The 24841-nt window shown below is 62.7% G+C and carries 29 protein-coding genes and 2 tRNA genes; 15 read left to right on the forward strand and 16 right to left on the reverse strand.

The genetic code is table 11. The annotated features are described in order from the left end of the window. Positions 1-4 precede the first annotated feature (4 nt). The 4 genes from NKJ67_RS32215 (at position 5) to NKJ67_RS32230 (ending at position 2830) form a co-directional block, all read left to right on the forward strand. Complete coding sequence (locus NKJ67_RS32215) at positions 5-1066, forward strand: HPP family protein (protein WP_027037856.1); 1062 nt, start codon at positions 5-7, stop codon at positions 1064-1066. 132 nt (positions 1067-1198) lie between these two features. Further along, on the forward strand, positions 1199-1873 hold the full coding sequence (locus NKJ67_RS32220) for an RNA polymerase sigma factor (protein ID WP_127269120.1): 675 nt from the start codon (positions 1199-1201) through the stop codon (positions 1871-1873). Between the two features lie 115 nt (positions 1874-1988). Then, positions 1989-2510: a DUF4142 domain-containing protein gene (locus tag NKJ67_RS32225; RefSeq protein WP_352585364.1), complete on the forward strand. Its 522-nt coding sequence runs from the start codon at positions 1989-1991 to the stop codon at positions 2508-2510. Between the two features lie 11 nt (positions 2511-2521). Next, positions 2522-2830, forward strand: coding sequence for a cupredoxin domain-containing protein (locus NKJ67_RS32230; protein ID WP_256745605.1), 309 nt, complete (start codon positions 2522-2524; stop codon positions 2828-2830). A 104-nt stretch (positions 2831-2934) separates the two neighbouring features. Here NKJ67_RS32230 and NKJ67_RS32235 read toward each other — a convergent pair whose 3' ends face one another. Then, complete coding sequence (locus NKJ67_RS32235; protein ID WP_127331248.1) at positions 2935-3765, reverse strand: crotonase/enoyl-CoA hydratase family protein; 831 nt, start codon at positions 3763-3765, stop codon at positions 2935-2937. A gap of 87 nt (positions 3766-3852) precedes the next feature. Here NKJ67_RS32235 and NKJ67_RS32240 point away from each other — a divergent pair, with 87 nt between their 5' ends. Then, complete coding sequence (locus NKJ67_RS32240) at positions 3853-4440, forward strand: TetR/AcrR family transcriptional regulator (protein WP_352585367.1); 588 nt, start codon at positions 3853-3855, stop codon at positions 4438-4440. A gap of 76 nt (positions 4441-4516) precedes the next feature. Here NKJ67_RS32240 and NKJ67_RS32245 read toward each other — a convergent pair whose 3' ends face one another. After that, complete coding sequence (locus NKJ67_RS32245) at positions 4517-5743, reverse strand: anion transporter (RefSeq protein WP_127319253.1); 1227 nt, start codon at positions 5741-5743, stop codon at positions 4517-4519. A gap of 133 nt (positions 5744-5876) precedes the next feature. Beyond that, on the reverse strand, positions 5877-6839 hold the full coding sequence (locus NKJ67_RS32250) for a glycosyltransferase family 4 protein (RefSeq protein ID WP_352585369.1): 963 nt from the start codon (positions 6837-6839) through the stop codon (positions 5877-5879). Between the two features lie 374 nt (positions 6840-7213). Here NKJ67_RS32250 and NKJ67_RS32255 point away from each other — a divergent pair, with 374 nt between their 5' ends. After that, positions 7214-7972: a glycosyltransferase family 25 protein gene (locus tag NKJ67_RS32255; protein ID WP_352585371.1), complete on the forward strand. Its 759-nt coding sequence runs from the start codon at positions 7214-7216 to the stop codon at positions 7970-7972. Between the two features lie 45 nt (positions 7973-8017). On the opposite strand, the gene NKJ67_RS32260 is transcribed toward NKJ67_RS32255, so the two are convergent. Continuing rightward, the gene (locus tag NKJ67_RS32260; protein ID WP_127381232.1) at positions 8018-8806 is read right to left on the reverse strand and encodes a GGDEF domain-containing protein; all 789 of its coding nucleotides are present in this window, start codon (positions 8804-8806) and stop codon (positions 8018-8020) included. A gap of 258 nt (positions 8807-9064) precedes the next feature. Continuing rightward, positions 9065-9286, reverse strand: a complete 222-nt coding sequence (locus tag NKJ67_RS32265; RefSeq protein WP_352585374.1) for a hypothetical protein — start codon at positions 9284-9286, stop codon at positions 9065-9067. Positions 9287-9592: 306 nt separating this feature from the next. Between NKJ67_RS32265 and NKJ67_RS32270 the strand changes: the two genes are divergently transcribed. From NKJ67_RS32270 to NKJ67_RS32280, 3 genes are read left to right on the forward strand one after another with little or no spacing between them, the layout of a single operon-like run. After that, on the forward strand, positions 9593-9880 hold the full coding sequence (locus tag NKJ67_RS32270; protein ID WP_164749088.1) for a hypothetical protein: 288 nt from the start codon (positions 9593-9595) through the stop codon (positions 9878-9880). Then, a complete protein-coding gene (locus tag NKJ67_RS32275; RefSeq protein ID WP_127270073.1) occupies positions 9877-10158 on the forward strand; it encodes a helix-turn-helix domain-containing protein in 282 nt (93 codons plus the stop codon). The genes NKJ67_RS32270 and NKJ67_RS32275 overlap by 4 nt, the downstream gene beginning before the upstream one ends. A gap of 39 nt (positions 10159-10197) precedes the next feature. Further along, positions 10198-10476 (forward strand): hypothetical protein, encoded by a 279-nt coding sequence (locus tag NKJ67_RS32280; RefSeq protein WP_127270075.1) that lies wholly within the window; start codon positions 10198-10200, stop codon positions 10474-10476. 86 nt (positions 10477-10562) lie between these two features. On the opposite strand, the gene NKJ67_RS32285 is transcribed toward NKJ67_RS32280, so the two are convergent. After that, a tRNA-Arg gene (locus NKJ67_RS32285) sits at positions 10563-10639 on the reverse strand. A gap of 47 nt (positions 10640-10686) precedes the next feature. Continuing rightward, on the reverse strand, positions 10687-10992 hold the full coding sequence (locus NKJ67_RS32290) for an ETC complex I subunit (protein ID WP_023812590.1): 306 nt from the start codon (positions 10990-10992) through the stop codon (positions 10687-10689). Positions 10993-11132: 140 nt separating this feature from the next. Between NKJ67_RS32290 and NKJ67_RS32295 the strand changes: the two genes are divergently transcribed. Then, a tRNA-Pro gene (locus NKJ67_RS32295) sits at positions 11133-11209 on the forward strand. Between the two features lie 93 nt (positions 11210-11302). Next, on the forward strand, positions 11303-11584 hold the full coding sequence (locus tag NKJ67_RS32300) for a hypothetical protein (protein WP_292567475.1): 282 nt from the start codon (positions 11303-11305) through the stop codon (positions 11582-11584). A gap of 14 nt (positions 11585-11598) precedes the next feature. Here the strand turns inward: NKJ67_RS32300 and hdaA are convergent, their stop codons facing one another. From hdaA to NKJ67_RS32315, 3 genes are read right to left on the reverse strand one after another with little or no spacing between them, the layout of a single operon-like run. Beyond that, on the reverse strand, positions 11599-12303 hold the full coding sequence (gene hdaA / locus NKJ67_RS32305; RefSeq protein ID WP_127810827.1) for a DnaA regulatory inactivator HdaA: 705 nt from the start codon (positions 12301-12303) through the stop codon (positions 11599-11601). Between the two features lies 1 nt (position 12304). Next, positions 12305-13507, reverse strand: coding sequence for an AI-2E family transporter (locus tag NKJ67_RS32310; protein WP_127270784.1), 1203 nt, complete (start codon positions 13505-13507; stop codon positions 12305-12307). Continuing rightward, on the reverse strand, positions 13479-14036 hold the full coding sequence (locus tag NKJ67_RS32315) for a CDP-alcohol phosphatidyltransferase family protein (protein WP_127331266.1): 558 nt from the start codon (positions 14034-14036) through the stop codon (positions 13479-13481). The genes NKJ67_RS32310 and NKJ67_RS32315 overlap by 29 nt, the downstream gene beginning before the upstream one ends. A gap of 239 nt (positions 14037-14275) precedes the next feature. Between NKJ67_RS32315 and purM the strand changes: the two genes are divergently transcribed. The 4 genes from purM to NKJ67_RS32335 all read left to right on the forward strand — a co-directional run bounded on the left by purM (position 14276) and on the right by NKJ67_RS32335 (position 19091). After that, the gene (gene purM / locus NKJ67_RS32320; protein WP_027037916.1) at positions 14276-15355 is read left to right on the forward strand and encodes a phosphoribosylformylglycinamidine cyclo-ligase; all 1080 of its coding nucleotides are present in this window, start codon (positions 14276-14278) and stop codon (positions 15353-15355) included. Further along, a complete protein-coding gene (gene purN / locus NKJ67_RS32325) occupies positions 15352-16065 on the forward strand; it encodes a phosphoribosylglycinamide formyltransferase (RefSeq protein ID WP_292336737.1) in 714 nt (237 codons plus the stop codon). Before purM ends, purN begins: the two co-directional genes overlap by 4 nt. A gap of 15 nt (positions 16066-16080) precedes the next feature. Further along, positions 16081-16596 carry a SixA phosphatase family protein gene (locus NKJ67_RS32330; RefSeq protein WP_352585379.1) on the forward strand — a complete coding sequence of 172 codons (516 nt, stop codon included), beginning with the start codon at positions 16081-16083 and terminating at the stop codon, positions 16594-16596. 188 nt (positions 16597-16784) lie between these two features. After that, positions 16785-19091, forward strand: a complete 2307-nt coding sequence (locus NKJ67_RS32335) for an ATP-binding cassette domain-containing protein (protein ID WP_352585381.1) — start codon at positions 16785-16787, stop codon at positions 19089-19091. Positions 19092-19228: 137 nt separating this feature from the next. Here NKJ67_RS32335 and NKJ67_RS32340 read toward each other — a convergent pair whose 3' ends face one another. The 6 genes from NKJ67_RS32340 to NKJ67_RS32365 all read right to left on the reverse strand — a co-directional run bounded on the left by NKJ67_RS32340 (position 19229) and on the right by NKJ67_RS32365 (position 24832). Further along, positions 19229-19456 (reverse strand): DUF680 domain-containing protein, encoded by a 228-nt coding sequence (locus tag NKJ67_RS32340; RefSeq protein WP_127270735.1) that lies wholly within the window; start codon positions 19454-19456, stop codon positions 19229-19231. Between the two features lie 47 nt (positions 19457-19503). Further along, entirely contained in the window at positions 19504-19707 is a 204-nt protein-coding gene (locus NKJ67_RS32345) for a DUF680 domain-containing protein (protein ID WP_256745615.1), read from the reverse strand. A 396-nt stretch (positions 19708-20103) separates the two neighbouring features. Then, on the reverse strand, positions 20104-20883 hold the full coding sequence (gene dapB / locus NKJ67_RS32350) for a 4-hydroxy-tetrahydrodipicolinate reductase (RefSeq protein WP_352585384.1): 780 nt from the start codon (positions 20881-20883) through the stop codon (positions 20104-20106). A gap of 17 nt (positions 20884-20900) precedes the next feature. Beyond that, positions 20901-22994, reverse strand: coding sequence for an ATP-dependent helicase (locus NKJ67_RS32355; RefSeq protein ID WP_352585386.1), 2094 nt, complete (start codon positions 22992-22994; stop codon positions 20901-20903). An 89-nt stretch (positions 22995-23083) separates the two neighbouring features. Then, complete coding sequence (locus tag NKJ67_RS32360; RefSeq protein ID WP_081738796.1) at positions 23084-23257, reverse strand: hypothetical protein; 174 nt, start codon at positions 23255-23257, stop codon at positions 23084-23086. Between the two features lie 402 nt (positions 23258-23659). Then, a complete protein-coding gene (locus NKJ67_RS32365; protein ID WP_352585388.1) occupies positions 23660-24832 on the reverse strand; it encodes a M20 aminoacylase family protein in 1173 nt (390 codons plus the stop codon). Positions 24833-24841: the final 9 nt, after the last annotated feature.

Genomic DNA, 24841 nt, shown 5'->3' on the forward strand with positions numbered 1-24841 from the left:
CCCCATGGCTTTCCGCCTTTTTGTTCCCATTCTTGCCGGCGCGACGCTGCGCGAGCGTCTCGTCGCCTGTATCGGCGCGACGATCGGCATTGCGCTCACTGGTGTGATCGCCAGCCTTGTACTCGGCAACGGCCCGCATGTGCCGCTGCTGGTGGCGCCGATGGGGGCGTCGGCGGTGCTGCTGTTCGCCGTGCCCGCCAGTCCGCTGGCACAGCCATGGTCGATCATCGGCGGCAACACGATATCGGCGCTGGTCGGCGTGATCGTCGCGCATTTCATCCACGAAACCGCCCTTGCCAGCGGCATCGCGGTGGCACTGGCCATTGCCGCCATGTCGTTCACGCGCTGCCTGCATCCGCCGGGCGGAGCGGCCGCGCTGACTGCGGTGCTGGGAGGGCCTGCCGTCATCAGCGCCGGCTTCCTGTTTCCATTCGTGCCGGTGGCGCTGAACTCGATCCTGCTGGTGGCGCTCGGCTACGGCTTCCACAGGCTGGCCCGGCGCAATTATCCGCATGTGCCGGTTGCAGCGCCGGCGAACAGCCACGGCACCGGCGATCCGCCGGCGCAACTGCGCGTCGGCTTCCGCTCCGAAGACATCGATGCCGCGCTTGGCGCACTCGACGAGACGTTCGATATCGATCGCAACGATCTCGACCGGCTGCTGCGGCAGGTCGAATTGCAGGCGATGGTGCGCGCGCACAAGACCCTTCTGTGCGAGGACATCATGTCGCGCGATGTCATCTCGGTCGATGCTCACACCTCGACCGAGGCGGCGCGCCAATTGCTGCTTGACCACAACATCCGTACCTTGCCGGTCGTCAATGCGGAGGCCAGGCTGGCAGGCACCGTGGGATTGCGCGAACTCACCCAGGCCTCCGGGACGGTCGGATCCGTTATATCGCCCGCGGCAACAGCCGCCGCCGGCTTCGCCGCCATGGGTCTGCTGCCCGTGCTCACCGACGGCCGCAGCCATGCGGTCATCATCGTCGACGACGACAAGCGGATTCTCGGGCTGATCACCCAGACCGATCTGTTGGCGGCCACGGCGCGCCTGCAGGCTGCCTGACAAGCCTTCGCTCGCACTGTAGGGTAGCGGCCGCCGGGCCCGGCAGAAAATCTTCGGGAACCTTTTGCCGGCGACAGCGTCCAATCTCCCAATCGAGATCTTGGTTCGGAGATTGGGTTGAGGAAAGTGGCCATGCCTGCTGTGTTGACGGCCGTGCCTTCCGCTGCGCCAGGCGAGATGCAGCTTGTACACCGCGCGCTGGCGCGCGACGGCGATGCCTTCCGCACCATCATCAAGACACACAATCAGCGGCTCTACCGGATCGCGCGCGGCGTCGTGCGCAATGACAGCGAGGCCGAGGACATCGTCCAGGAGGCCTACCTCAAGGCTTTCGCCCATCTCGATGCGTTTCGCGGCGACTCCTCGCTCGCCACATGGCTGTCGCGCATCGTCATCAACGAGGCGCTCGGCCGCCTGCGCAAAAGGCGCAGAACGGTGGCAATGCCGGAAAATCCGCAAGCCGAGATCATCCGGTTCCCCCTCCACCCCAGCGACGATCCGGAACGGACGATGGCGCAAAGGCAGATCCTCCAACTGGTCGAACAGGCCACAGACAGCCTTCCCGACGTCTACCGGACGGTGTTCGTGGCGCGGGTGATCGAGGGGCTGAGCATCGAGGAGACCGCCGATCTCCTCGGCGTGCGGCCGCAAACCGTCAAGACAAGGCTGCACCGCGCCCGCGCCCTCGTGCGCAAGGCGCTGGACGATCAGATCGGGCCGGTGCTGCTCGATGCCTTCCCCTTCGCCGGCCGGCGTTGCGAACGACTGACCAGCGCGGTCATGCGGCGGCTCGGGCTGGAAAGCTGAGCCTCACCGGATTCAATTGATTTTGGCGGGAACGTTTGCCGCTGGCCAGCATCCAATGACCGTCAACCGAAAACATAGTCCGGCGAGATTTTCAGCGTCCGGCGAAGGAGATGCCATGTCCATCCGACACACTGCCGCGCTCGCCGCCCTGCTGCTCGGCACCGCCCCGTTCGCACAAGCCGCCGACAAGCCAACCGATCCGCAGATCGCCCACATCGCCTATACGGCCGGGGTCATCGACGTTGAAGCGGCCAAGCTGGCCATCGAAAAATCGAAGACCAAGGAGGTCGTGGATTTCGCCAACGACATGGTGCGCGACCACGAAGCCGTGAACGTGCAGGCGCTCGATCTGGTGAAGAAGCTCAAGGTCACGCCGGAAGACAACGCCACCAGCCAGGCGCTGACCAAAGCTGCGGCGGAGGAGCGGGCCAAGCTCGCCAAACTCGACGGCGCTGCCTTCGACAAGGCCTATGTCGATAACGAGGTCGCCTACCACAAGCAGGTCAACGGCGCGCTCGAAACCCTTTTGATCCCGTCGGCGCAGAATGCCGACCTGAAGAGCCTGCTGGAAACCGGCCTGAAGATTTTCCAGGGCCATGAGCAGCACGCCGAGCACGTCGCCGGCAGGCTCAAGTAAGGACCGGGAGCATGCCGAAACGCTATCTGTGGATTGCGTTGACGCTGGCCGTCGGTACCGTTCCGGCGCGAGCGGAAACCATCCAGGTCATCATCGACAGGCTGGTGTTCTCGCCAGCCACCGTCGAGGCCAAGGTCGGCGACACGATCGAGTGGGTGAACAAGGATGTGTTCGCCCACACGGCCACCGTGAAAGGCGGCTGGGAGGTGATGATCCCGCCGAAGAAATCCGCAAGCCTGACATTGAAGGCCGCGGGACCGGTCGACTATTTCTGCCGCTTTCACCCCAACATGAAAGGCCGTTTGGTGGTGACGCCCTGATCCAACGCCAACGAGTGCATGTCGCCCAAAAGTGACCTCGGTTTTGGGAGAACGACATGCATAAAAACAAAGACCTGGTCGCCTGGCCTTTCAGGCGACCCGCTTCAGGCTCGCCTGGCCTCGTCGGGACGCGCGATATGCGTCCACGAGCCGTCATAGCCCGGCTCGCGGCGTGCCATCCAGGCATTCAGCCCTTCGCGCAGATCAGCGGTCGGGGCCATGCGGGCGAACTGCTCGGCCTCGACCAGCAAACCTTCGGCGATGCTCTGGTTGAGGCCGCGGGCCACTGCCGTGAGGATGCCGGCAATCGCCAGATCGGAGTGTCGCAGGATACGCCTGGCCAGGCCGATCGCGGCCGGCATCAATTCGGCATGCGGCACAACCTCGTTGACGAGACCCAACTCAAGCGCCCGCGGCGGCGCAAACCAGTCACCGGTCAACAGCAACTCCAGCGCCCGCTTGCGCCCGGCGAGCCTCGGCAGGCGTTGGGTTCCACCGAAGGTCGGCGGCATTGCGAGGTTGATTTCCGGCTTGGCGAACAAAGCGCGGTCACTGGCGATGGCGAGCGGCACCGCCTCGGTGATTTCGCAACCGCCACCAAAGGCAATGCCGTTGACGGCAGCGATGACGGGTTTGCGAAACGCTTCCAGCCTCGCCGTCAGCCGTTGCCCGCGCATGACGAAATCACGCATCGCGACATCCACGCCGAGCGCCACGCTGGCCGAGAACTCATGAATGTCGCCGCCGGCCGAAAACGCCCGCTCCCCTGCACCGGTCAGAATGACCGCACGAACGCTGTCATCGACTTCAATGTCGTCAAGGATCGCAAGCAGGCGATCGATCAGGGCATAGTTCAAGGCGTTGAGCTTCTCCGGCCGATTGAGGGTGAGGATGGCAATCCCATCCTGGGGTTCCTTGAGGACAAGATCGGTCATTGGCTCTTCCTTCTTCATCATGCTGATGACCGGAAGACTATGCCCCTTTCCGCTTGTGTATATTCACTAGTCGGTATACCTAAGCTCATGCCTGACACGCAAAGTCCTACACGCAAACGCATTGTCGATGCCGCGACCAGGCTCTTCTATGCCGAAGGAATCGGTCGCGTCAGCGTCGATGCCGTCGCCGAGGAAGCGGGTCTCACCAAGCGCACGCTCTACTACCATTTCAAGAGCAAGGACGACCTCATCGCCGCCTATCTCGATGGCCGCGACCAACCCAATCTGAAGCGGATGGCCGGCTGGTTCGATGCCGCCGAAGGCGGCGCGGATCGCAAGGCCGAGGCGATCTTCACCAATCTGGCGAGGTCCGCTCGTCACCCGAAATGGAAAGGATGCGGCTTCCTGCGCACGGCCGCCGAACTCGCCTCGATGCCCGGACATCCGGCGGTCAAGGTCGGCGCGCGGCACAAGCTGAATTTCGAAACATGGCTGGCCGGCGCCTTGTCGGACCATGGCGTCGGCGAGCCGGCTGCCTTGGCACGCGAGATCGTGCTTTTGATCGACGGCTGCTTTTCGATCATGCTGATCCACCGCAACCCCGATTACATCGAGGCCGCCGGACGCGCCGCGGCGACGCTGGTGCGGGCGCGAATTTCAGGCAGCCAAGTCTAATACGCGACGCGCTTTAAGCCTTTGGTTTTATGCATGTCGTTGCGCCAAAACCGGGGCCGCTTTTGGGCGACATGCATTAGAACCCAAACGCCAGCCATGCGGTGCCGGCGGCCAGCGTTATCAGCGTCAGCGGCAAGCCGACCTTGAAAAAAGCGCCGAACGACAGCGTCGTGCCGGCGGCGCGTGCCTGTTCGGCGACGATCAGATTGGCGACCGAACCCAGCAGCGTGAAATTGCCGGCCAGTGTCGAGCTCATGGCGACGACCAGCCAGGCGCGCTCGGGGTTTTCCAGGCCGGGTATGAAAGGCCGCAGCGCCAGCACGGCCGGGACATTGCTCATGATGTTGGAAAGCACCGCGGTGAATCCGGACAGACGCCAGACATCGTCCAGCCCGAGGTTCTTTGCCGAGGCGATCATGTCTGGCGAAAGAAGCGTCTTTTCGGCGCCGGCGACGACCACGAACAGACCGGCGAACATGAACAGCAGCGGCCCGTCGATCTCGCGGTAGATGCGTTCCGGCTTGATGGCCCGGGTGAGCAAGAGGATGGCGCCGCCGATGAGTGCGGCCTTGGCGACAGGCACACCGGCGAAGAAGGCGATTGCCAGCCCGATGCAGACCACCACCGCCTTCAGCACCTGCCCCTTGTGCATGCGGCCACGCGAGACCTCGGGCGTCAGTTGGACCGTTCGGGCGAATTCGGCCCGGTAGACGATGCGGATGATGACAACGACCGCGACGAGGCCGAAAAGGGCGACCGGAGCCAGCGCTGCCGAAAAGGCCGGATAGGAAATGCCCGACAGCGCGCCGATGACCATGTTTTGCGGATTGCCGGTGATGGTAGCGACGCTGCCGCAATTCGACGCGGTGGCGGTGGCGATCAGATAGGGGATCGGGTTGCGCTTGATCACACGGGTGACATGGACGACGATCGGCGCCATGACGAGGCAGATGGCGTCGTTGACCAGGAAGGCGGACAGTACGCCGGTCAGCAGCGTCACCATCACCAAAAGCATGAAGGGCGCGTGCGCGTGTTCGATGGCGATGGCGCCAAGGCCGCGAAAGGCGCCTGACACTTTCAGATGCGCCACCACGATCATCATGCCGAGCAGAAGCGTGATGGTGTCGAAATTGATCGCCCGGTAGGCATCCTCCATGCTGAGCGCGCCGATGGCGATCATCGCGGCCCCGCCGAGCAGCGCGATCCCTGCCCGGTCGAGGCGCAGACCGGGGATGCGGCCAATGGCGACACCGGCGTAAGTCAGGATCAGGATCAGCAGTGCCGCCGCGCCCATCAATGTCATCGATAGAAGTCCTGCCCAGTCTGTTTCCGCGCCGAAGCCTGCCACCCACCCGGAGGCCATTCGGGTGCTCACCCTTTAACGCGATGTCGAGCTGGATGCCAAACCGGCCGGGCAAACGGTTTCAGACGCCGGGCTAACGCAAATAGAAATCCAGCCTCTGTCGCACAGCTTGGGAAGAATAGATCTGCTCGAAGGACTCCCTCGCCCTTTTTCCCACTGTCGCCCGCAATGTCGGATCGGCTTTGAGATCGGCAAGGATGCGCAACGCCTGTTCAGTCGTCTCGAACAAGAAACCGTTTTCGCCATGCCTTATGTGGTCGGAATAGCCGCCATGGGAATGGCAGACCACAGGCAGACCGCAGGCCATCGCCTCCAACACGACGCGACCGAAGGTTTCCACGTGCCAACCGGTGCGATAATAAAACACGTCGAGCGTCTGCAGAAACTCTTCGGCGGAAAATCGGCCGGGTGGGAACAGTTCGAGTTGCGGATGCGGCATGAGGCTGTCCTTGAGCCCTGCCCCGCCCTGAATCCGCAAGGCTGTGCCCTCGGCCAGCAATGTCTCGTAGAGGGGTATGTCATCGGCATGATGTTTGCCCGGCCCGTCGCGGCTCAAGCGTCCGACGGTGAACGGACGATCCGAACCCAGACGCCGGGGTGAAAAACGTTCGACATCGATCAGCGATGGATGCACGACGCCATCGACCCGCAGCAACCGTCTCTGAAAATCGGAAATCAGCACCAGTTCGGCGTCTGGCCAGTTCAGCATGCGGGGCATGCGCGTCGTCAGCGCGATGATTTTCGGGTGAAAGGTATTGAAGACATAGATCAGCCGGCGCGGCCGCGGGATCAGGTAAGGCCACACCTTGTTGCGCCAATGCGAGCCGAGAAAGACGTAGGTGCCGCCATTCGGGACATCCCACTTCGACAGCGAGACGCGGCGAATCGGGAAATTCCGCATCAACTCGCCGGACACGCTGGAGGAGGTTGCCCACAGATGCACCTCGGAATCGGCACTCAACAGCCGGTACAGTTCCAGAGCTTCAAGGTCACTGCCGCCGAAGGGATCCTGAAAGCCGTTGAACAAATGGATCATGGTCGCTGCGCTTTGTTAGCTTGGCCGGCTGTTTGCCGATAGTGAAAATCTGGCCGTTGCCGTGCTGCCCACATGGCGATCGGTGGCCTTACTTGTGGCCGAGCAGAGCTAACGCAGCTGCTGAAAAATCGCTGTGAACAGAGATATCTACCTTCAGCTGGTATTTAGCTGCCCGAGATATCGGTCGCCCATTACGCAGGTTGCGTCAATACGGGGGCATTCAGTGAGTGCTAAGTCGTCCATCTATTGCTCAAAAACATCACTGGCAGCCTAAGCTGCGTCGCCTACCCCTTGCAGAGTCTCGCTATTTAGTTAAGCAAGTTATTTCAAGGTCAAGGCAGTAATTATCGACCGATAGCCTGTGGGGGGCATCAATGAAATGTATGGTTATTAACCTCGATCGGTCTCCCGATCGACTTGCCCATGTCACGGCTGAATTCGCGAAGGTTGGTGTTTCGTTCGACCGGGTTCCTGCCGTAGACGCGTTGCATCGACCGGAATTTGCTGCGACTTCACCAAGTTTAACTCCCACGGAAGCGGCTTGCCTTATGAGCCACAAAGTTTGCTGGACCATCATCGCAGATGGTGAGGATGCCTTTGGTGCGATCTTCGAGGATGATGTCCTGTTGTCCGAAGCAGCTGGCCCAATGCTTTCCGATGATGGATGGATTCCGGCCAACGCCGATATCGTCAAGCTGGAAACCTACCTAAAGAAAACCGTTATCGCGATGAAGCGCACCTGCGTCAGTCGGGTGTTTTCGGTTGTTAGGCTATATGGGTTCCACATCGGAGCGGCCGGGTACATCATTTCGAAGCAAGCAGCGCGCGATCTGATCGCCCGAAGTCTCGATGCGCCCGCCGATCACGTTATCTTCGATCCGTCGCTTCCGACATCGTCAAGCAAAGCGATCTACCAACTGTTGCCCGCACTGTGTGTGCAAAATGACCTTATTCGCGAGGAGGCCTTCGGGTTGACCAGCCTTCTTAGTGAGGAGCGGCTCGTGAGAGCCAGGGCAAATTCCGCTCCAAAGCGGAGCCCCGCCGAAAAGCTCCTGGTCGAAGCAAGGCGCATAGGTCGACAGATTTTCGATATCTGGCGCTTCAGGCGTGAGAAAACTATCTCTTTAGCGTGATGTCGGCAGCCAAAGCACTGCTGCGCGACGGTCCCGAGTCACCCATCAATGCACGGTGGCAACCCCGGGCGGAGGCGCCGGAGACGTTCCGGCCGGATCGAAGCTGACTTGATCGCGTCCGTTCGACTTGGCCGTGTAAAGCCTTTTGTCGGCAGCGGAGAAGATTTCCTCATAGGTTATCGGACCGGTAAAGCTTGTGCCGCCGATGCTGACGGAAAGCGGACAAGGCCTGCCGCCGGGTGAGAATTCCATCTCCCTGATACGCCGGCGGATGCTTTCGGCGACCACCCAGGATTGCGAGGGGTCCACGCCGGGCAGAAACACGCCGAATTCTTCGCCTCCGATGCGGCCGACGATATCGCCGCCACGCAGTTGCCCTTTGATCGCCTGCGCTATCAGTTTGAGCGCCTGGTCGCCGCAATCGTGGCCCAGGCGGTCATTGATCGACTTGAAGTGGTCGGCGTCGATGATCAGCAGCGCCCCCGAACGGGTCTGCTCCTGCTTTCGGGTCTGCTCGAGATAGGCTTCGACCAGCATAGAGAAGGCGCCACGGTTCAGCACCGCCGTCAGGCTGTCTGTCGCGGCGATGACGCTGAGATCGCGCTGCGCGATGGCCAGCTGGCGAATCTTCCACATCAGGAAAAACAGAAACGAGCCGCCCAGCACCAAAGGCAGCAACAAGTCGGTCATCTTCGCCCGCCACACGGCCTCGGGCGAAAGATAGGGGAAATTGAAGGAATCGACGAAGAACGCCACGGCAATGAAGAATGCAGTACCGACTACCGTGACAGCGATCACCCTGCCCCAGCTCGTCGGCGACAGATCGAGCTTCATCCCGTTCAACTCCGTTAGCCATCGCTACTATGACGCACCAACCCAAACAAATTGATAAGACTTTCCCTCCAATTTCGATGTCGGGCGGCGGAATCAAATCCACCAACCAGCCCCTGTCGGTGACTTGCGACAGAGGCTTGCGCAAACGTGCCCCAAGACGGCCGCTGGAAAGCAGCCATCCTGTTTCAGAGCTTGAAGGCGTGGGCCAATTGCCGGCCGGACAAAGGCAAAACGGCGCGCGAACCAGGCCGCCCGTCGTCAGTTGAGCGTTGGCTCACTCAGCGCATCGACGACAAAGGATGCCGCGATCAGGTCGTCGGCATCGAGGCGCAGGGAACCTCCGTCGCCTCCCATGGCTGAAGCCACTTTTTGAAAGGTCTTCAGTTCGTATTCCGTGATCCGGGCGTCCTGCATCTTGGCCTTGAGATCGGCGATACGCCGATCCAGAGCCGAAGATATGCCTATTTCTCGCTTCGACATGGCAACACTCCTCCCCACCCTTGTTTGCCTCCCGCCTGTCCACTTTTATATGAGGGTCCTCGAATACAGCGGGCCGAACGCGCCGTGCGCAGGAAGGTTCCGAAAAGGCGGAGTCACGAAATAATACGCTGGCGCCGGGCGGCTGCCCGAGCCACGCCAACGCCTCATCACCGAACAGAGTTGGACGGCTTGCGGTATTTGCCGCTGTCGGGGCGACCCTGCATGGAGAAAGCTGATTCCGCGATTTTGTTATATCAGATCTAGCTAATCCTTGACGCCGGCAGATGACGCCCCAGAATCAGTGGCATGGCAATAAAGGTCGGCGACGAAGTGGCGGTCATGGCGACGGTGCTGAAGCGCGTCACGGAAGACCGCGTCAGCGTGTCGATCCCCGGTTACAATTTTCCGCATTCGGTCATTGATCCGGCGACCAGGCTGACCAAGGGCCAGCTGATGGAATTATCCGGCGGCGTTACGCGAATCGACGGCGACAAGGTCACGGTATCGCTCGGGACAATGGTCACAGTGGATAGGGACAAGGTACGCCTGGTGCAAAGCCATGTCCCGCCGAAGCGAAGGGATCTGAGGATGTGAACAAGCGAAGCTCCACCGTTTCAGGGATCCAGCCCCTTACATCCCAGCAGTGCAGAGCCGCACGAGCGATGCTGAAATGGTCGCAGGTGCGACTCGCCGCGAAGTGCGGCCTCAGCGAAGGAACGATTGGCAGTTTCGAGAGCGGACGAAGGATTCCGAGTTCGGCCAAGCTGGCTGCCATCCGTCGAGGGTTGGAGGCAGCAGGCGTGATTTTCGTCAATCAGAAGGCCGCAGTGACCAAGAGCGGTCCGCCTCGTCAAACTATCGGTGGAACATAATTTAGATATCGCTGTTAGAGCGCAAACGGGAGGCGAGCGATGTTCAAACGTGAAATCGGCATTGTTTCGGACTGGTCGAAATTGGTGGCGGACGATCCTCTGATCGCCGCCGATATAGCCCGGCGTTTTTCTGTGCGCGCTTGCAATGACAACGCCGCCGCCGACGACGACGTCCCGTGGCCCGGCACCGAAACCCGAAATCCCGACTTTGCCGGCCTCGCGACACCCGCCGAGTATCCTCGGCCGATCGTGCTTCTAGCGACGATCTATGCGTCGACGGTCCTGGGGGTAACGCTGCTTCTGGCCGCGGCGGTTTGAGCGCACGAGGCCCGATGCCGCTCTCTGAAAGCCCACGTCTCCGGTATAAACCGTAACCTATGTGTCCGGAACGGACCCGAAAGGCTTGGCGATCCCGACAGGATTCGAACCTGTGACCATCGGCTTAGAAGGCCGGTGCTCTATCCAGCTGAGCTACGGGACCGCTGGCCGGCCTTTGGGCCGGCTGAATATTCTGGCATTGGCCGCCGTTCAATGCGTCCAGGGCGTCCTGCGGTCATAGCGGAAATTCTCCGCATAGGAAATCTGGCGGCGCTTGGTCTCTTTCGGCTCTTCGACGCGGAAAGCGAGCCCTTGCTTTTCGGCGTAGGCTACCGCCTCTTCCCGCGTGTCGAAGCTAAGCCTGATCTGGCTTCTCATGTCTGCCGACGTCGTATAGCCCATCAGCGGATCGATCTTCTTGCGCGTCTCGGGATCGAATTCCAGCACCCAGTGGCCGGTCTTGGCCTTGCCGGACTGCATCGCGGTTTTGGCTGGGCTGAAAATGCGCGCGGACATGGCCACCTCGTTCTTGTGCAAGGCAGCATCGCCACCCTTCGCCCGTCATTACTGCGCAATGCGCACGGCGGCAAGGTTTTTGCTCTCGCAGGTTTTTGCACTTGCCATGCACCACCGAAATGAATAGGCAACAGACCGTTCGGAGTGTAGCGCAGCCTGGTAGCGCATCTGGTTTGGGACCAGAGGGTCGGGAGTTCGAATCTCTCCACTCCGACCATCCCCTCATAGCCCAATGCCCGGCGCAGCCATATGGTCACTTGCTCCGGCTCCGGTCGTGGATTCGTGGCCGGTTCGGCAACAGGGGGTTCAGATGCTTGGAATCGATGCCTGGGTGTCGCTTTTCGGACCGGCCTACTTTGCCTATGCCGGCATCACCGTTCCGTTCATGGTGACGTGGGCAATTGCCTGCGCCGCGCTGGCGATGTGGAACAACCGTGAAAGCCGCAGACAGGCGAGGCAGGCCCCAGGCGCCGTCGTCTCCCGCTCCTGGCGTGTCAGTATCGGAATGTTTGTGCTGGTCGCCGCCGGCTATATCGCCGCCCACTCTGCCGTCTACCTCGCGGTCCGTCATTTCGCCGTAATGTGGCTCTGAGACTGACCTCTCAGCTAAATCTCGAATTCGCCCTGCCCTTCATCCATGGCGTTGACGGTTTCGGCTGCCAGCGCCCTGGTGATCGGCGTCTTGCGTTCGAGCGCGGTCCGGTCGAGCCGCTCCACCACGCGCATCGCTGTCGCCAGCGAGCGCTCGATACGGCGGACCAGATACTGCACGACATGCGGTTCGACCTCGATCTGACGGTCGGCGAACAGTTTCGTGATGACCCCGGCGAGCAGGAGATCGTCGGGCTCATGAATTTCCACTGTCGCCGCCGCTTTCAGCCGTGAGGCGAGATCAGGCAGCGTGACGCGCCAGGCGGACGGGAAGCGGCGCGCCGTCAGGAGCAGCGTCGACCCGGCACCACGCACCGTATTGATCAGATGGAACAGGCCCTGTTCATCGACCGCGCCGGTATCGACATCGTCGATCAGTGCCGGCCGCGCGCCGAGATTGGCAATGCTGTCGCCGATGCGCCTGGCGTCGACCGCCACCGCATTGGCACGCGCGCGCCAGATCGAGGCCAGATGCGTCTTGCCCGAACCCGCGGGACCGGCCAGCACCACCACCGGCGATGGCCAGTCCGGCCAGCGGTCGACCAGCGCCACGGCCTGGTTGTTGGTGCCGGAGACGACGAGTTCGTCGCGCGAATAGCCGGTGCCATGGCCGAGATCGAGCGGCAACTGGCGTGGCGGGTCGGTTGGCTGGGCAGTCACTTCAGCGACGCGGTTGCGTGCGGTGGCCGCCGCCGCGATCGGCCGGGAGCTGCGGCACAGGTGCCGCGCCGCGGCCCTTGTAGAGCGGCGATTCGAGATAGCGGGCAATGGCGAACCGCACCAGCACGGCGACGGCCGCAGAAGCCGGCACCGCGATCAACAAGCCGACGAAGCCGAACAGCGCGCCGAAGGCAAACAGCGAAAACATCAGCCATACCGGGTGCAGGCCGACGCTCTTGCCGACCAGCCGCGGCTGCAGGATGTTGCCCTCGATGAACTGGCCGATGAAGAACACGACCGCGACCGCGACGATCATCGTCCAGTCCGGCCAGAACTGGACGAAGGCGACGCCGACGGCCAGCACCAGCCCGGTCAGCGAGCCGACATAGGGGATGAAGGAAATCAGCCCGGCGAACAGGCCGATGAGGATGCCGAAATTCAGTCCGGTCAGCGTCAGCCCGGTGGCATACATGGCGCCCAGCACCAGGCACAGCGTGCCCTGGCCGCGCACGAAGCCGGCTGTTGCGGTGTTGATGTCACGAGCGATGGCGCGCACGGTCTGGACGTTGTCGCGCGGCACCCAACCGTCGATGACCGCCACCATGCGGTCCCAGTCGAGCAGCATGTAGAAGGCGACCACCGGCGTCACCACGAACAGGCTGACCACCGAGACCAGCGCCATGCCGGAACTCCACAGTGAGGTGAAGACGGTGGTGACCAGGCCGAAGCCCGAGGTCAGCAGCGAATTCAACCCGTCGCGCAAGCTGTTGGCGTTGACGCCGAACTTCTGTTCCAGCCATTTCGGATCGAACGAGGTGATCAGGCTTTGCAGCCGGGTCAGATATTCCGGCAATTTGCCGGCGAAATCGGCCATCTGCGTGGCCAGAACCGGAATGAGGATGACGAAGGCCAGCACCAGCACGATGAGGAAGGTGATGAGGATGACCACCGTCGCCATGAAACGGGACAGGCCGAGCCGCTGCAGCCGGTCGGCAACGGGATCGAGGAAATAGGCCAGCACCATGCCGGCGACGAAGGGCAGCAGGATGGCGCTGAAAACATAGAGGAAAAGCGCCAGCAGCGCGGCACCGGCCAGCCAGAAGAAGATCTGCCGGCGAAAGGTCGCGGACGCGGCGATGTCGGCGGCCGCGGCCTCGATCGCTGCCGCTTCTGTCTCAGATGTCCGGAGTGGAGCCTTCGCCATAGCCGCTCATGTGCCTCAGCCAAGTCACGAGATAGGCTGCGGCCGAAGCCACGGTCAAGACCCCGGACAGCAATATGAGGGCTGACCTCAGCGGGTCGAGGTGAACGTCAAGGGCAAGTTCTCCCAGCACAAGCGCGGCCAGCACGATCTGGATCGCGGTGTTGGCCTTCGACACGAACAACGGTTTCATCTCGACCGGATGGGTCATGACGGCGGACAACACCACCGCGCAGACGATCAGCGCGTCGCGCGACACCATGATGACGACAAGCCACAGCGGCAATTGCCCGATGAAGCTCATGACCACGAACACCGAAACCAGCAGCAGCTTGTCGGCCACCGGGTCGAGATACGCGCCGAGCGTGGACTGCTGGTTGAAACGGCGGGCGATGAACCCGTCGACGCCGTCGGAAATGCCGGCGACGAGGAACCCGGCAAAAGCCCAGTCCCAGCGCGCCTGCAGCATCGCCAGCACCACCGCCGGCACCAGGATAAGGCGCAGGATGGTGATCAGGTTGGGGATGGTCAAATGCTTGGCACCTCCTCTTGGTCGGAGATAGATGATGAAGATGGCGGGTGGCAACAAGAGAGAAGCTGCCGATCTCCCGCACGGGAGAGCGGCTTTCAGCTTGGCTTTCGCCAATCACGAGCGCCTATACGCGCGCCCTGTCCACGGTTTTATGGGCCGAAATGGCCGTTATCCTTGCGGACAGAAACCGTTCATGCGAAGAGCCCGCGACAAGGAAAATTGTTGAACGGGCACCAGAAATGAGCAAGCGCGACGTGAACAAGCGCAAGAACGGGCTCACCTATGCCGAGGCCGGTGTCGATATCGACGCGGGCAATCTCATGGTCGAGAAGATCAAGCCGCTGGTGCGTGCGACGCGCCGGCCGGGCGCCGACGGCGAGATCGGCGGTTTCGGCGGCCTGTTCGACCTCAAGGCCGCGGGCTTTACCGACCCGGTGCTGGTGGCGGCCAATGACGGCGTCGGCACCAAGCTCAAGATCGCCATCGATGCCGGCAAGCACGACACGATTGGCATCGACCTCGTCGCCATGTGCGTCAACGACATCGTCGTGCAAGGCGCCGAACCGCTGTTCTTCCTCGACTATTTCGCCACCGGCAAGCTCGATCCCGATCAGGGCGCCGCAATCGTCGGCGGCATTGCCGAGGGCTGCCGCCAGGCCGGCTGCGCGCTGATCGGCGGCGAGACGGCCGAGATGCCCGGCATGTATCACGGCAATGATTACGACCTCGCTGGCTTTGCGGTGGGCGCCGCCGAACGCGGCCAACTGCTGCCCACCGACGATATTGTCGAAGGCGACGTGCTGCTGGGCCTGGCTTCCTCTGGCTTGCACTCGAACGGATATTCGCTGGTGCGCCGCATCGTCGCCGTCAGCGGTCTGTCGTGGAGCGATCCGGCGCCGTTCAACGACGAGGCCACTCTGGCCGAGGCGCTGCTCGAGCCGACCCGCATCTACGTCAAGTCGATTCTCAAGGCGATCCGCAACACGCATGGTATCAAGGCGCTCGCCCACATCACCGGCGGCGGCTTCCCGGAAAACATCCCGCGCGTGCTGCCCAAGGATTTTTCGGCCGAACTCGATCTCGAGGCGATCGACGTTCCTGCGGTGTTTTCGTGGCTGGCCAAGACCGGCGGCGTGGCGCCGGAAGAGATGATGCGCACCTTCAATTGCGGCATCGGCATGATCTTGGCGGTCGCGTCCGGCCAGGCAGCACAGGTCGCCGCCGTGCTGCAGGAGGCCGGCGAGACGGTGACGCCGATCGGCCGCATCGTGCCGCGCCGCGACGCCGGCGTCATCTATCGGGGCTCGATCGGCCTATGAACGCGCAGAGGAAACGCACCGTCGTCCTGATCTCGGGGCGCGGCTCCAACATGACCGCGCTGATTGCCGCGGCCAGCGACCCGGCGTTCCCGGCCGAGATCGTCGGTGTCATTTCCGACAAGGCGGACGCCGCCGGGCTCGGCATCGCCAGAGCGCGCGGCATCGCCACGCAGATCGTCTCGCGTGCCGACCATGGCAGCAAGCAGGCGCATGACGCGGCAATAGACGCGGCGCTCGCGGCCTTCAACGCCGAGATCGTGGCGCTGGCCGGCTATATGCGCATCCTCACCCCCGGCTTCGTCCAGAGATGGCAGGGCCGCATGATCAACATCCACCCTGCCCTGCTGCCGGCGTTCAAGGGGCTCGACACCCATGTGCGCGCACTGGCCGCCGGCATCCGCATCCATGGCTGCACCGTGCACTTCGTCACCTCCGAGATGGATGACGGTCCGATCATCGCACAGGCGGCCGTGCCGGTGATGGTCGGCGACACCGCCGATACTTTGGCGGCCCGCGTACTGAAGGCCGAGCACCGGCTCTATCCGCTGGCATTAGGACTGGTTGCCGACGGCAAGGCGCGCATGGAGGCCGGCCGCACCGTGCTTGCCCACTTCGCCGACGATGCCGACAATGGCACTTCGGTGGTGATGGCCCCCGACCCGCTGCGCGAGGAAACCGACCTCGAGCATCTGGCGCGCATCACGCCGTGAGGCGAGAGCGTGACGATGAAACAGCTTCTCCTACTTCGTCACGCCAAATCCAGCTGGGACGACCCTGGCCTTGATGATTTCGACCGGCCTTTGGCCGAACGCGGAGTGAAGGCGGCGCGCTCGATCGGGCGCGAGCTTGCGGCGCGCGGCTGGCTGCCGGACCTGGCGCTGGTGTCGCCGGCGCTGCGCACCAGCGACACTTGGCGGCTGGTGGCGGCCGAGTGGCCCATGGAGGCGCCTGTCGAATTTGTCGAAGCGCTCTACGAAGCGACGGCGGCGGACATTCTCGCCGAGCTGAGCAAGGTAAAGGCCGCAACCAACACCATTCTGTTGCTGGGCCACAATCCCGGCCTGGAAGAATTCGCACGGCGCCTTGCCGGTTCCCAATCGGATGGCTCCGCTCGGAACCGGCTTGAGGAAAAATTCCCGACCGCGGCGCTGGCCCGTTTCACCGTTGACACCGACTGGACGGATCTCGCCTTCGGCGGAGCGCGGCTGACGCATTGCCTCAGGCCGAAGCATCTCCGCTAAGACCTGTCCCGCACGGCTTCGTCCCATGCAAAACGACGCGTCGGCACGTTGCCGATCGCATGTTCCAGCGAAGCCGCCCTGGTTGGGAACCAGACCGCATATAGCGAGTTTTTCCACATGGGCCGCCGATAATCGAGCGAACCGGTCCGCACGTGCGCCATCCCGCTGACTGAACTCGCGAGCCGGAAATGACCGGATCTCCCCTGCGCAAAACCGCCTGGCGGTCTCACGAACTGCAAAGTCATGAGACCATTCGTGTCGTCGGCAGCCGCGAGCACAATCTCAAGAACGTCAGCATCGACATTCCAAAAAAGCTCATCACCGTTTTCACCGGCGTCTCGGGTTCGGGAAAGTCCTCGCTGGTATTCGATACAATCGCGGCGGAATCGCAGCGCCAACTCAATGAGACCTTCAGTTCCTTCGCCCGCCATCGCCTGCCGCACTATGGACAGCCAGATGTGGATTTGATCGAGAATCTGGCGGTGGCGATCGTTGTTGATCAGAAGCGCCTAGGCGGCAATGCCCGCTCGACCGTCGGCACAGCCACCGACATCCAAGCCCTGTTGCGGCTGTTGTTTTCCAGGGTCGGCGAACCATTTGTCGGCCTGTCCAGCGTCTTTTCCTTCAACCATCCGGACGGCATGTGCCCGCGCTGTGAGGGGATCGGCGCCATCACCACGGTTGATGTCGACGCGCTGCTCGACCGCTCGAAATCACTCAACGATGGCGCTATCCGCTTCCCGCTTCTCGCTGTCGGCAGCGCGCGCTGGAAGCGCTATGTGCTGTCGGGTTATTTCGACAACGACAAGAAACTCGAAGACTACAGTCCCGAGGAATGGGAGCTTTTGCTGAATGCCGAGCCACACAAGCCGCCGCATCCGGCCAAAGGCTGGTGGGCGAGTTCGATGTATGAGGGGCTGATCCCGCGCTTTCACCGCAGCTTTCTGCACAACCGGTCGAGTTCAGACCGGAACGAGGCGCTGGAGAGCGTGGTGACCAGCGGGCTATGCCCGGATTGCCATGGGGCGCGGTTGCGGCCGGAAGTCCTGGCATGCAAGATCAACGGCAACAGCATAGCCGACCTTGCCGCCATGCCGGCCAGCGATCTTGTGCCGATTGTCGCGGAAATTTCCACGACCGCGGCTGTGCCGATCGTCGCGGCGCTCTGCGCCCGACTTGACCACATGACTGGCATCGGGCTCGGCTATATCAGCATGGACCGGCAAACATCGACGCTATCGGGCGGGGAATCGCAGCGCGTCAAAATGCTCCGGCATCTCGGCAGCAGTCTCACCGATCTGACCTATGTGTTCGATGAACCGAGCATCGGTTTGCATCCTCGCGACGTCAACCAGATGATCGCGCTGCTACGAGAGATCCGCGACAAGGGCAACACTGTGCTGGTGGTCGAGCACGATCCTCAGATCATCGCCATCGCCGACCATGTCATCGATATGGGTCCGGGCGCGGGCGAGAGTGGTGGGCGCGTCGTCTTCAAGGGCAAGGTGGCCGATCTCAAACGATCCGACACTTTAACCGGCCGCTTCATGAAGGCCCGACCGCACCCGAAAGCGGTGCTGCGCCCCCCGACAGGCTGGTTGAAGCTGCGCAACGCCAACCTCCACAACCTCAAGAACGTCAGCGTCGACATTCCACAAGGGGTGCTCACTGCGGTCGTCGGCGTTGCCGGTTCGGGCAAGAGTTCACTGATCAACGGCGTGTTCTCGCGTCGCTACCCCGACGCCGTATGCATCGACCAGGGTGCGCTGGGCGGCTCCATACGCTCGAACACGGCGACCTATACAGGGGTCCTCGACCCAATCCGAAAACTATTCGCCGAAGCCAATAGCGTCGGTGCCTCTTTGTTCAGTTCCAACTCGGCCGGGGCCTGTCCGGGGTGCAAAGGGCTCGGTGTCACCCGCATCGACATGGCCTTCATGGACACCATCGTCAGCGCTTGCGAGGTCTGCCACGGCCGACGGTTCACCGACGCGGTGCTCGCTTACAAACTTCGCGGCAAGAACATCGACGACGTGCTGAGCATGAGCGTTTCAGACGCCCAGCGCTTCTTCCACGAGCCGGACATCCGCCCGGCACTCGACCGTGTGGCCGAGGTCGGCCTTGACTACATGACGCTTGGCCAACCCCTGAGCAGTCTCTCTGGCGGTGAACGCCAGCGCATCAAGCTGGCAACGGAGTTGCAGAATACCGGACGCATCTTCATCCTCGACGAGCCGACAACAGGGTTGCACATGTCGGATGTCGCAAGGCTGGTCAGGTTGATGGGGCGGCTGGCCGACAGCGGCAACACGTTGCTGGTGATCGAGCACAATCTCGACGTCATCACACAAGCCGACTGGATTATCGAGATGGGTCCGGGCGCCGGGCAGAATGGCGGCAGCGTTATCTTCAAGGGCAATCCGATCGAGATGATCAACTCGGAAACGTCTCAGACGGCGCCCTGGATCAGGGCGGGTGCATCACTCGAAACCTGAATTATGGATGTGGAGCACTTTTCCGGCGCCCGGCGAGCTTTAGCCGACTGCTCGTCATTTCGAAATATTTTCCCAACGCATAAAACAAGAGCGGCGGGCAAAGCCCACCGCTCTTTGTGGTCGCAGACTTCAGAAAATCAACGACCCCAGATGCCCTGGCCCGACTGAGCCGGCACCTTGGCATTGGCATCACCCTGCGTCTTTACGGACTTCGGGATCGAGCCGGTGTGTGTGGTGTCGATGTTGGACACGGACTGGTTCGCAACCGGCTGGTTGGCATTGTAAGAGCCATAATTGTCGCTGCCGGCAAAAGCGGTGCCCGTGGCGACGAGGATGGCGGCGGCGGTAAGAGCGATCTTGGTCATTTTATTTACTCCTGAATTCAAGATTGGGTTGATATCGGCAGTCGCGATTAGCGGCCGAAGAGATTGCGGTCAGCGCCCTGCGACGCTGGGGCCTGGACGGTCTGTGTCGACTTCGAGGTCGAAGCGGTGACCGAATGGTCGACAGTGACGGCAGGCTGATTGGCGTTGGCCGAGCCATAGTTGTCGCTGCCGGCAAAAGCAGTCCCCGTGGCAACGAGGATGGCGGCGGCGGTAAGAGCGATCTTGGTCATTTTAGTTACTCCAGTATTTCTTTGTTCTGTCCGTCTGGTGGCGTGCCCTTGGGAGGAATTTCGCGTCGCTCGGACCACCCCGAGATGGGTTTGCCCTGCCGCGGATTCCAATCACGAAGATGTTCCTCCGCAGCTTGAATCCGGGCCTTGAAATTTGGCACAGGCCCCCGGCGGTCATAATTTTATTGTTCGAAATCAAATCTTTAGTGAGATTCTTCTCCCACTATCCGAGGCCGACAACCAGGCCAGCGTTCACCATCTGCTATACAGTCCGTCAACAGAAATCGAACCGAACGGTTCGGTTTGAAGAGACCTGACCCCTCCAGCGTTCTTTTTTCGGTGCGGAGGTGGACGAGATATGGGTGCGTACGTCCAACCGGGACGACAAACCGGCCGCTACAGGCCGGTCATGCCCAGCACGTCGCGCATGTCATATTCGCCTGGCGGGCGTCCCTCGAGCCAGAGCGCGGCGGCGATGGCGCCGCGTGCGAACATGACGCGGTCGCCGGCTGCATGCGACAAGGTCAAGGTCTCGCCCTCGGCGCAGAAGCTGACGCTGTGTTCGCCGATGATGCTGCCGCCACGCAGCACCGCAAAGCCAATCTCGCCGGTCGGCCGCGCGCCGATGACGCCGTCGCGTGCAAGCCTTGCGACCGTGTCCAGGTCGATGCCGCGTCCGCCGGCTGCGGCATGCCCCAGCATCAACGCCGTCCCCGATGGCGCATCGACCTTGTGGCGATGGTGTGCCTCGACAATCTCGGCATCCCAGTCACCGGGATCGAGTGCCCGCGCCGCCTGCTCGACCAGTCCGACCAGCATGTTGAGCCCGAGCGAAAAGCTGCCGGAGCGCACGATGGCAATTGTTTTCGCGGCATCAGCGATAGCAGCCGATTCATCAGCATCGAAGCCCGTTGAGCCGATGACCAGGGCCGGCCCGCCGCGCTCGGCGCAAATGCTGGCCAGATCAGCCGAGGCAGCCGGCGTGGTGAAGTCGATGACCAGGTCGGCCACGGCAAGCGCCTCGTCGCGGCTCACCAGCCCTTCGCCGATACTGCCCGGCCGGTGGAAGCGGGCGGCGAGCGCCAGCCGCGCGTCGCCGTGAACGGCGGACGCCATCTCGCGGCCCATGCGGCCCAGCGCACCCGCTATGGCGACCCTGACCGGTGGTTTCAACATGGGGCGCTATCCCGCAGCTATTTCCACATGCCGCGCATGCGCGCGCCGATGTCGACGCGCACCTCCGGCCGAGCCGCCCTGCCCTGTGCCGCCTGTGCGCTCGGCCAGGACACCTGCTGGAACGCAGCCAGGATCGAAGCCGGGATGAAGCGGGTGCGCGAGGCATAGAGATGGCGGTCGCCGCGCGCCGCCTGGCCGTGCGGAAAGAAGCGTTGCGGCATGACCAGGTTGAGATTGTCCTTGGCCCGCGTCATCGCCACGTAAAGCAGCCGGCGCTCCTCCTCGATGTCCTCCTTGGTGCCGACGCCGAGATCGGCCGGGATACAGCCGTCGACCGTGTTGAGCACGAAGACGTTCTTCCATTCCTGGCCCTTGGCCGAATGGATGGTCGACAGGATCAGATAGTCCTCGTCGCGATGCGGCGGCCCGGCCTGGTCGCTGGTGGCGTCCGGCGGATCGAGCGTCAATTCTGTCAGGAAGCGTTCGCGCGAAGCATAGCCCGAACCGATCTGCTCAAGTTGCAAGAGATCGGCGCGCCGCGTCGTCGCATCCTCGTGGATGCGCTCCAGATGCGGCTCATACCACAGCCTGATCTGTTCGAGGTCGGCCGGCCATTTGGCGCCGGCGCGCAGGCCGGAATAGAGCGAGACGAAGCCCGGCCAGTCGTCCGCGGCGCGTTGCGGCGGACGCCAGCCGGTCAGCCCCATGGCCTCGTCCAGCGCCGTCGTCATGGTCTCGACGATCTGCGCGGCAGCCGAAGGGCCGATGCCCGGCATCAGTTGCAGCACGCGGAAGCCGGCGACCCGGTCGCGCGGGTTCTCGGCGAAGCGCAGCACCGCCAGCACGTCCTTGACATGGGCTGCATCGAGGAATTTCAGCCCGCCGAACTTGACGAAGGGAATGTTGCGCCGCGTCAGCTCGATCTCCAGCGGGCCGCTGTGGTGCGAGGCGCGAAACAGCACCGCCTGCGATTTCAGTGCCGTGCCGGCCTCGCGCTCGGCCAGGATGGTATCGCAGACGAAATTGGCCTGCTCGACCTCGTCGCGCACGCTCACCAGTTTTGGCCTGTCGGTCGACTTGCGCTCCGACCACAGGTTTTTGGTGAAGCGCTCCGAGGCTTCGCTGATCACCGCATTGGCGGCCGCCAGGATGGTTTCGGTCGAGCGGTAATTGCGCTCCAGCATCACGACGTCGGCGGCTTGCGCGAACTGGTTGGGGAAGTCGAGGATGTTGCGCACCTCGGCGGCGCGGAACGAATAGATCGACTGCGCATCGTCGCCCACCACCGTCAGCCCGGCGCCGTCGGGTTTCAGTGCCATGAGGATCGAAGCCTGCAGGCGATTTGTGTCCTGGTATTCGTCGACCAGCACATGGTCGAAACGCCCGCCCAGATGCGCTGCTATCTCGGGCTCCGCCGCCATCTGCGCCCAGTAGAGCAGCAAATCGTCGTAATCGAGCACGTTTTGCGCCTGCTTGGCCTCGACATAACCGGCGAACAATTGTTTCAGCTGCTCGGCCCAACCGGCGCACCAGGGAAAGGCGGAACCCAACACCTCGTTGAGCGGCGCCTGTGCGTTGACGGCGCGCGAATAGATGGCAAGGCAGGTGCCCTTGGTGGGGAAACGCGCTTCCGTCTTCGAGAAGCCGAGTTCGTGGCGGACCAGGTTCATCAGGTCGGCGGAGTCCTCGCGGTCATGGATGGTGAAGGCCGGGTCGAGGCCGATCTCCAGCGCATAGTCGCGAAGCAGCCGCGCGCCGATGCCGTGAAAGGTTCCCGCCCAGGTCAGCGCATCGGTGATGACAGTTGCATCGCGGCCGAGCACTTCGCCGGCGATACGCTCGACGCGCCTGGCCATTTCGGACGCGGCGCGGCGCGAGAACGTCATCAGCAGGATGCGGCGCGGGTCGGCCCCCTTGACGACCAGATGGGCGACGCGGTGAGCCAGCGTGTTGGTCTTGCCCGAACCGGCGCCGGCAATGACCAGCAGCGGACCGGCTATCTGGCCGTCGCCGTGCTCGACTGCCTGGCGCTGGGCATCGTTGAGCCGGGCGAGATAGGCAGGCTGGACGGTCGGGTCCCGAAAGGTCGAATCAGCAGTGGCGAGGTTCATCGCCCATCAAGCATCGTTTCTGCTTTGTTCGCAATATCGATGCGGGGCTGGCCTCGTGCTAGACAGGCCGAAGCGCGACATCCCTGTCTTTAGCGTTGCGGATCGACACCCATGTCGGCCGACTGCCGCCGCAAGGTCTCGCGATCATGCTTCGACGGCGGCAATAGCAGCGGGTCGACCGTATCGGGCACGTTTTCGACCATCTTCCTGGCGATACGATAAGTGACATAGGCGAAGGCGCCGGCGACGAGCAGACGGAACATAGTGCAACACTCCTTTGGAGTAGAACCAACCGGGGAAACCGCCTTTGGTTCCCTTGCCAATCGTCCACGCGCGCAGTCGAAGATGGAGGGCGGTTTCGCCAGCGCTCCCCGATGCATTCTCGAGGCAACCGGAGGCGGAACTTGGCGTTTGCGGGGTTCGCGTGCTGCCGCAACCCGCTGTGGCGTCCCGGACGGACTTTTGGAGAAGAAGGCCGGCGCCGCTTGGGAGGAGTGAAGCGCCGGCCAAGCGGATAATTAGGTCCGCCGCACAGGTAAGGCTAGCTGAGTCTTTCCCCTGCGTCATCGGCGGATTATCTTTGTTAAAAGCGTACCGAGGCGCACTGCCCTATCGGTCGCCGGTCCGTCACAAGCTTGTCCTGGCCAGCATCCCGGCAATCTCCTTCATCTTCCCGCCTCGCCGCCCAATCGTTGCCTGACCACTGCGACATGGAAATTCGTGCCGAACAACAGCCCCTCATCGTTGAAGTCGTAGCTGGAATTGTGCAGCGGCGCGGAAGCTTCGCCGTTGCCGAGGAAGACGAAGCAGCCCGGCACGTGATCGAGGAAACGAGCGAAATCCTCCGAGGCGGTCATCGGCTCGCGGGCGACAGCGATGTTGCCGGGCTCGAAGACGCCTCTCGCGGCAGCGAACGCGGCATCGACAAGTTCGGCATCATTGCGCAGCGGCACGAACTCCCTGCTGTAATTGACCTCGGCGGTGACATTGTAGGCGGCAGCTATGCCCTCGGCTATGATGCGCATCTGCCGCTCGATCTCGGCGCTGACCTCGGGGCGGAAGCTGCGCGCATCGCCGAGGATGCGGGCAAGGCCGGGCAGAGCGTTGCGGGTGCCGTCGGTGATCAGCTCGGTCACCGAAACCACCGATATGTCGGCCGGGCTCAGCCGGCGCGAGACGATGGTCTGCAGATTGGTGACCAGTGCGCAGGCGGCGACCAGCGTCTCGGTGCCCGCATGCGGCCGCGCGGCATGGCCACCGAGCCCTTTGAGCACGATTTCGAAGATATCCTCGGCCGACATTATGGGACCGGCACGGGTCTCGAAATGCCCGATCGGCAGGCCGGGCATGTTGTGCAGGCCGAAGATCTCGTCGAAGGGAAAGCGCTGCATCAGCCCATCGTCGAGCATGGCGAGCGCGCCCCTGCCCCATTCCTCGGCCGGCTGGAAGACGAAGCGCACGGTGCCGTCGAAACCGCCCTCACCTGCCAGCAGCTTTGCCGCGCCGAGCAGCATGGTGGTGTGGCCGTCATGGCCGCAGGCATGCATGATGCCGGGATTGCCGGACCGGTAGGATGCGTCCGATTGCTCTGATATGCGCAGTGCATCCATGTCGGCCCTGAGCGCAATCGCCCGGTTGCCGCTGCCGCGCGTCAGCGTGCCGACGATACCGGTGCCGCCGACGCCTTCGCTGACGTCATCGAGTCCGAACTCACGCAGTTTGGCAGCGACGAAGGCTGCGGTACGCTTCTCCTCGAAACCGAACTCGGGATGCGCGTGCAGATCGCGCCGCCAGAAAATCATTTCCTGCTTCAGCGCATCGCGATCGAGTTCAGACATTTTCCGCCC

The sequence above is a fragment of the Mesorhizobium sp. M0088 genome, assembly GCF_040322895.1.
GTDB lineage: Bacteria > Pseudomonadota > Alphaproteobacteria > Rhizobiales > Rhizobiaceae > Mesorhizobium.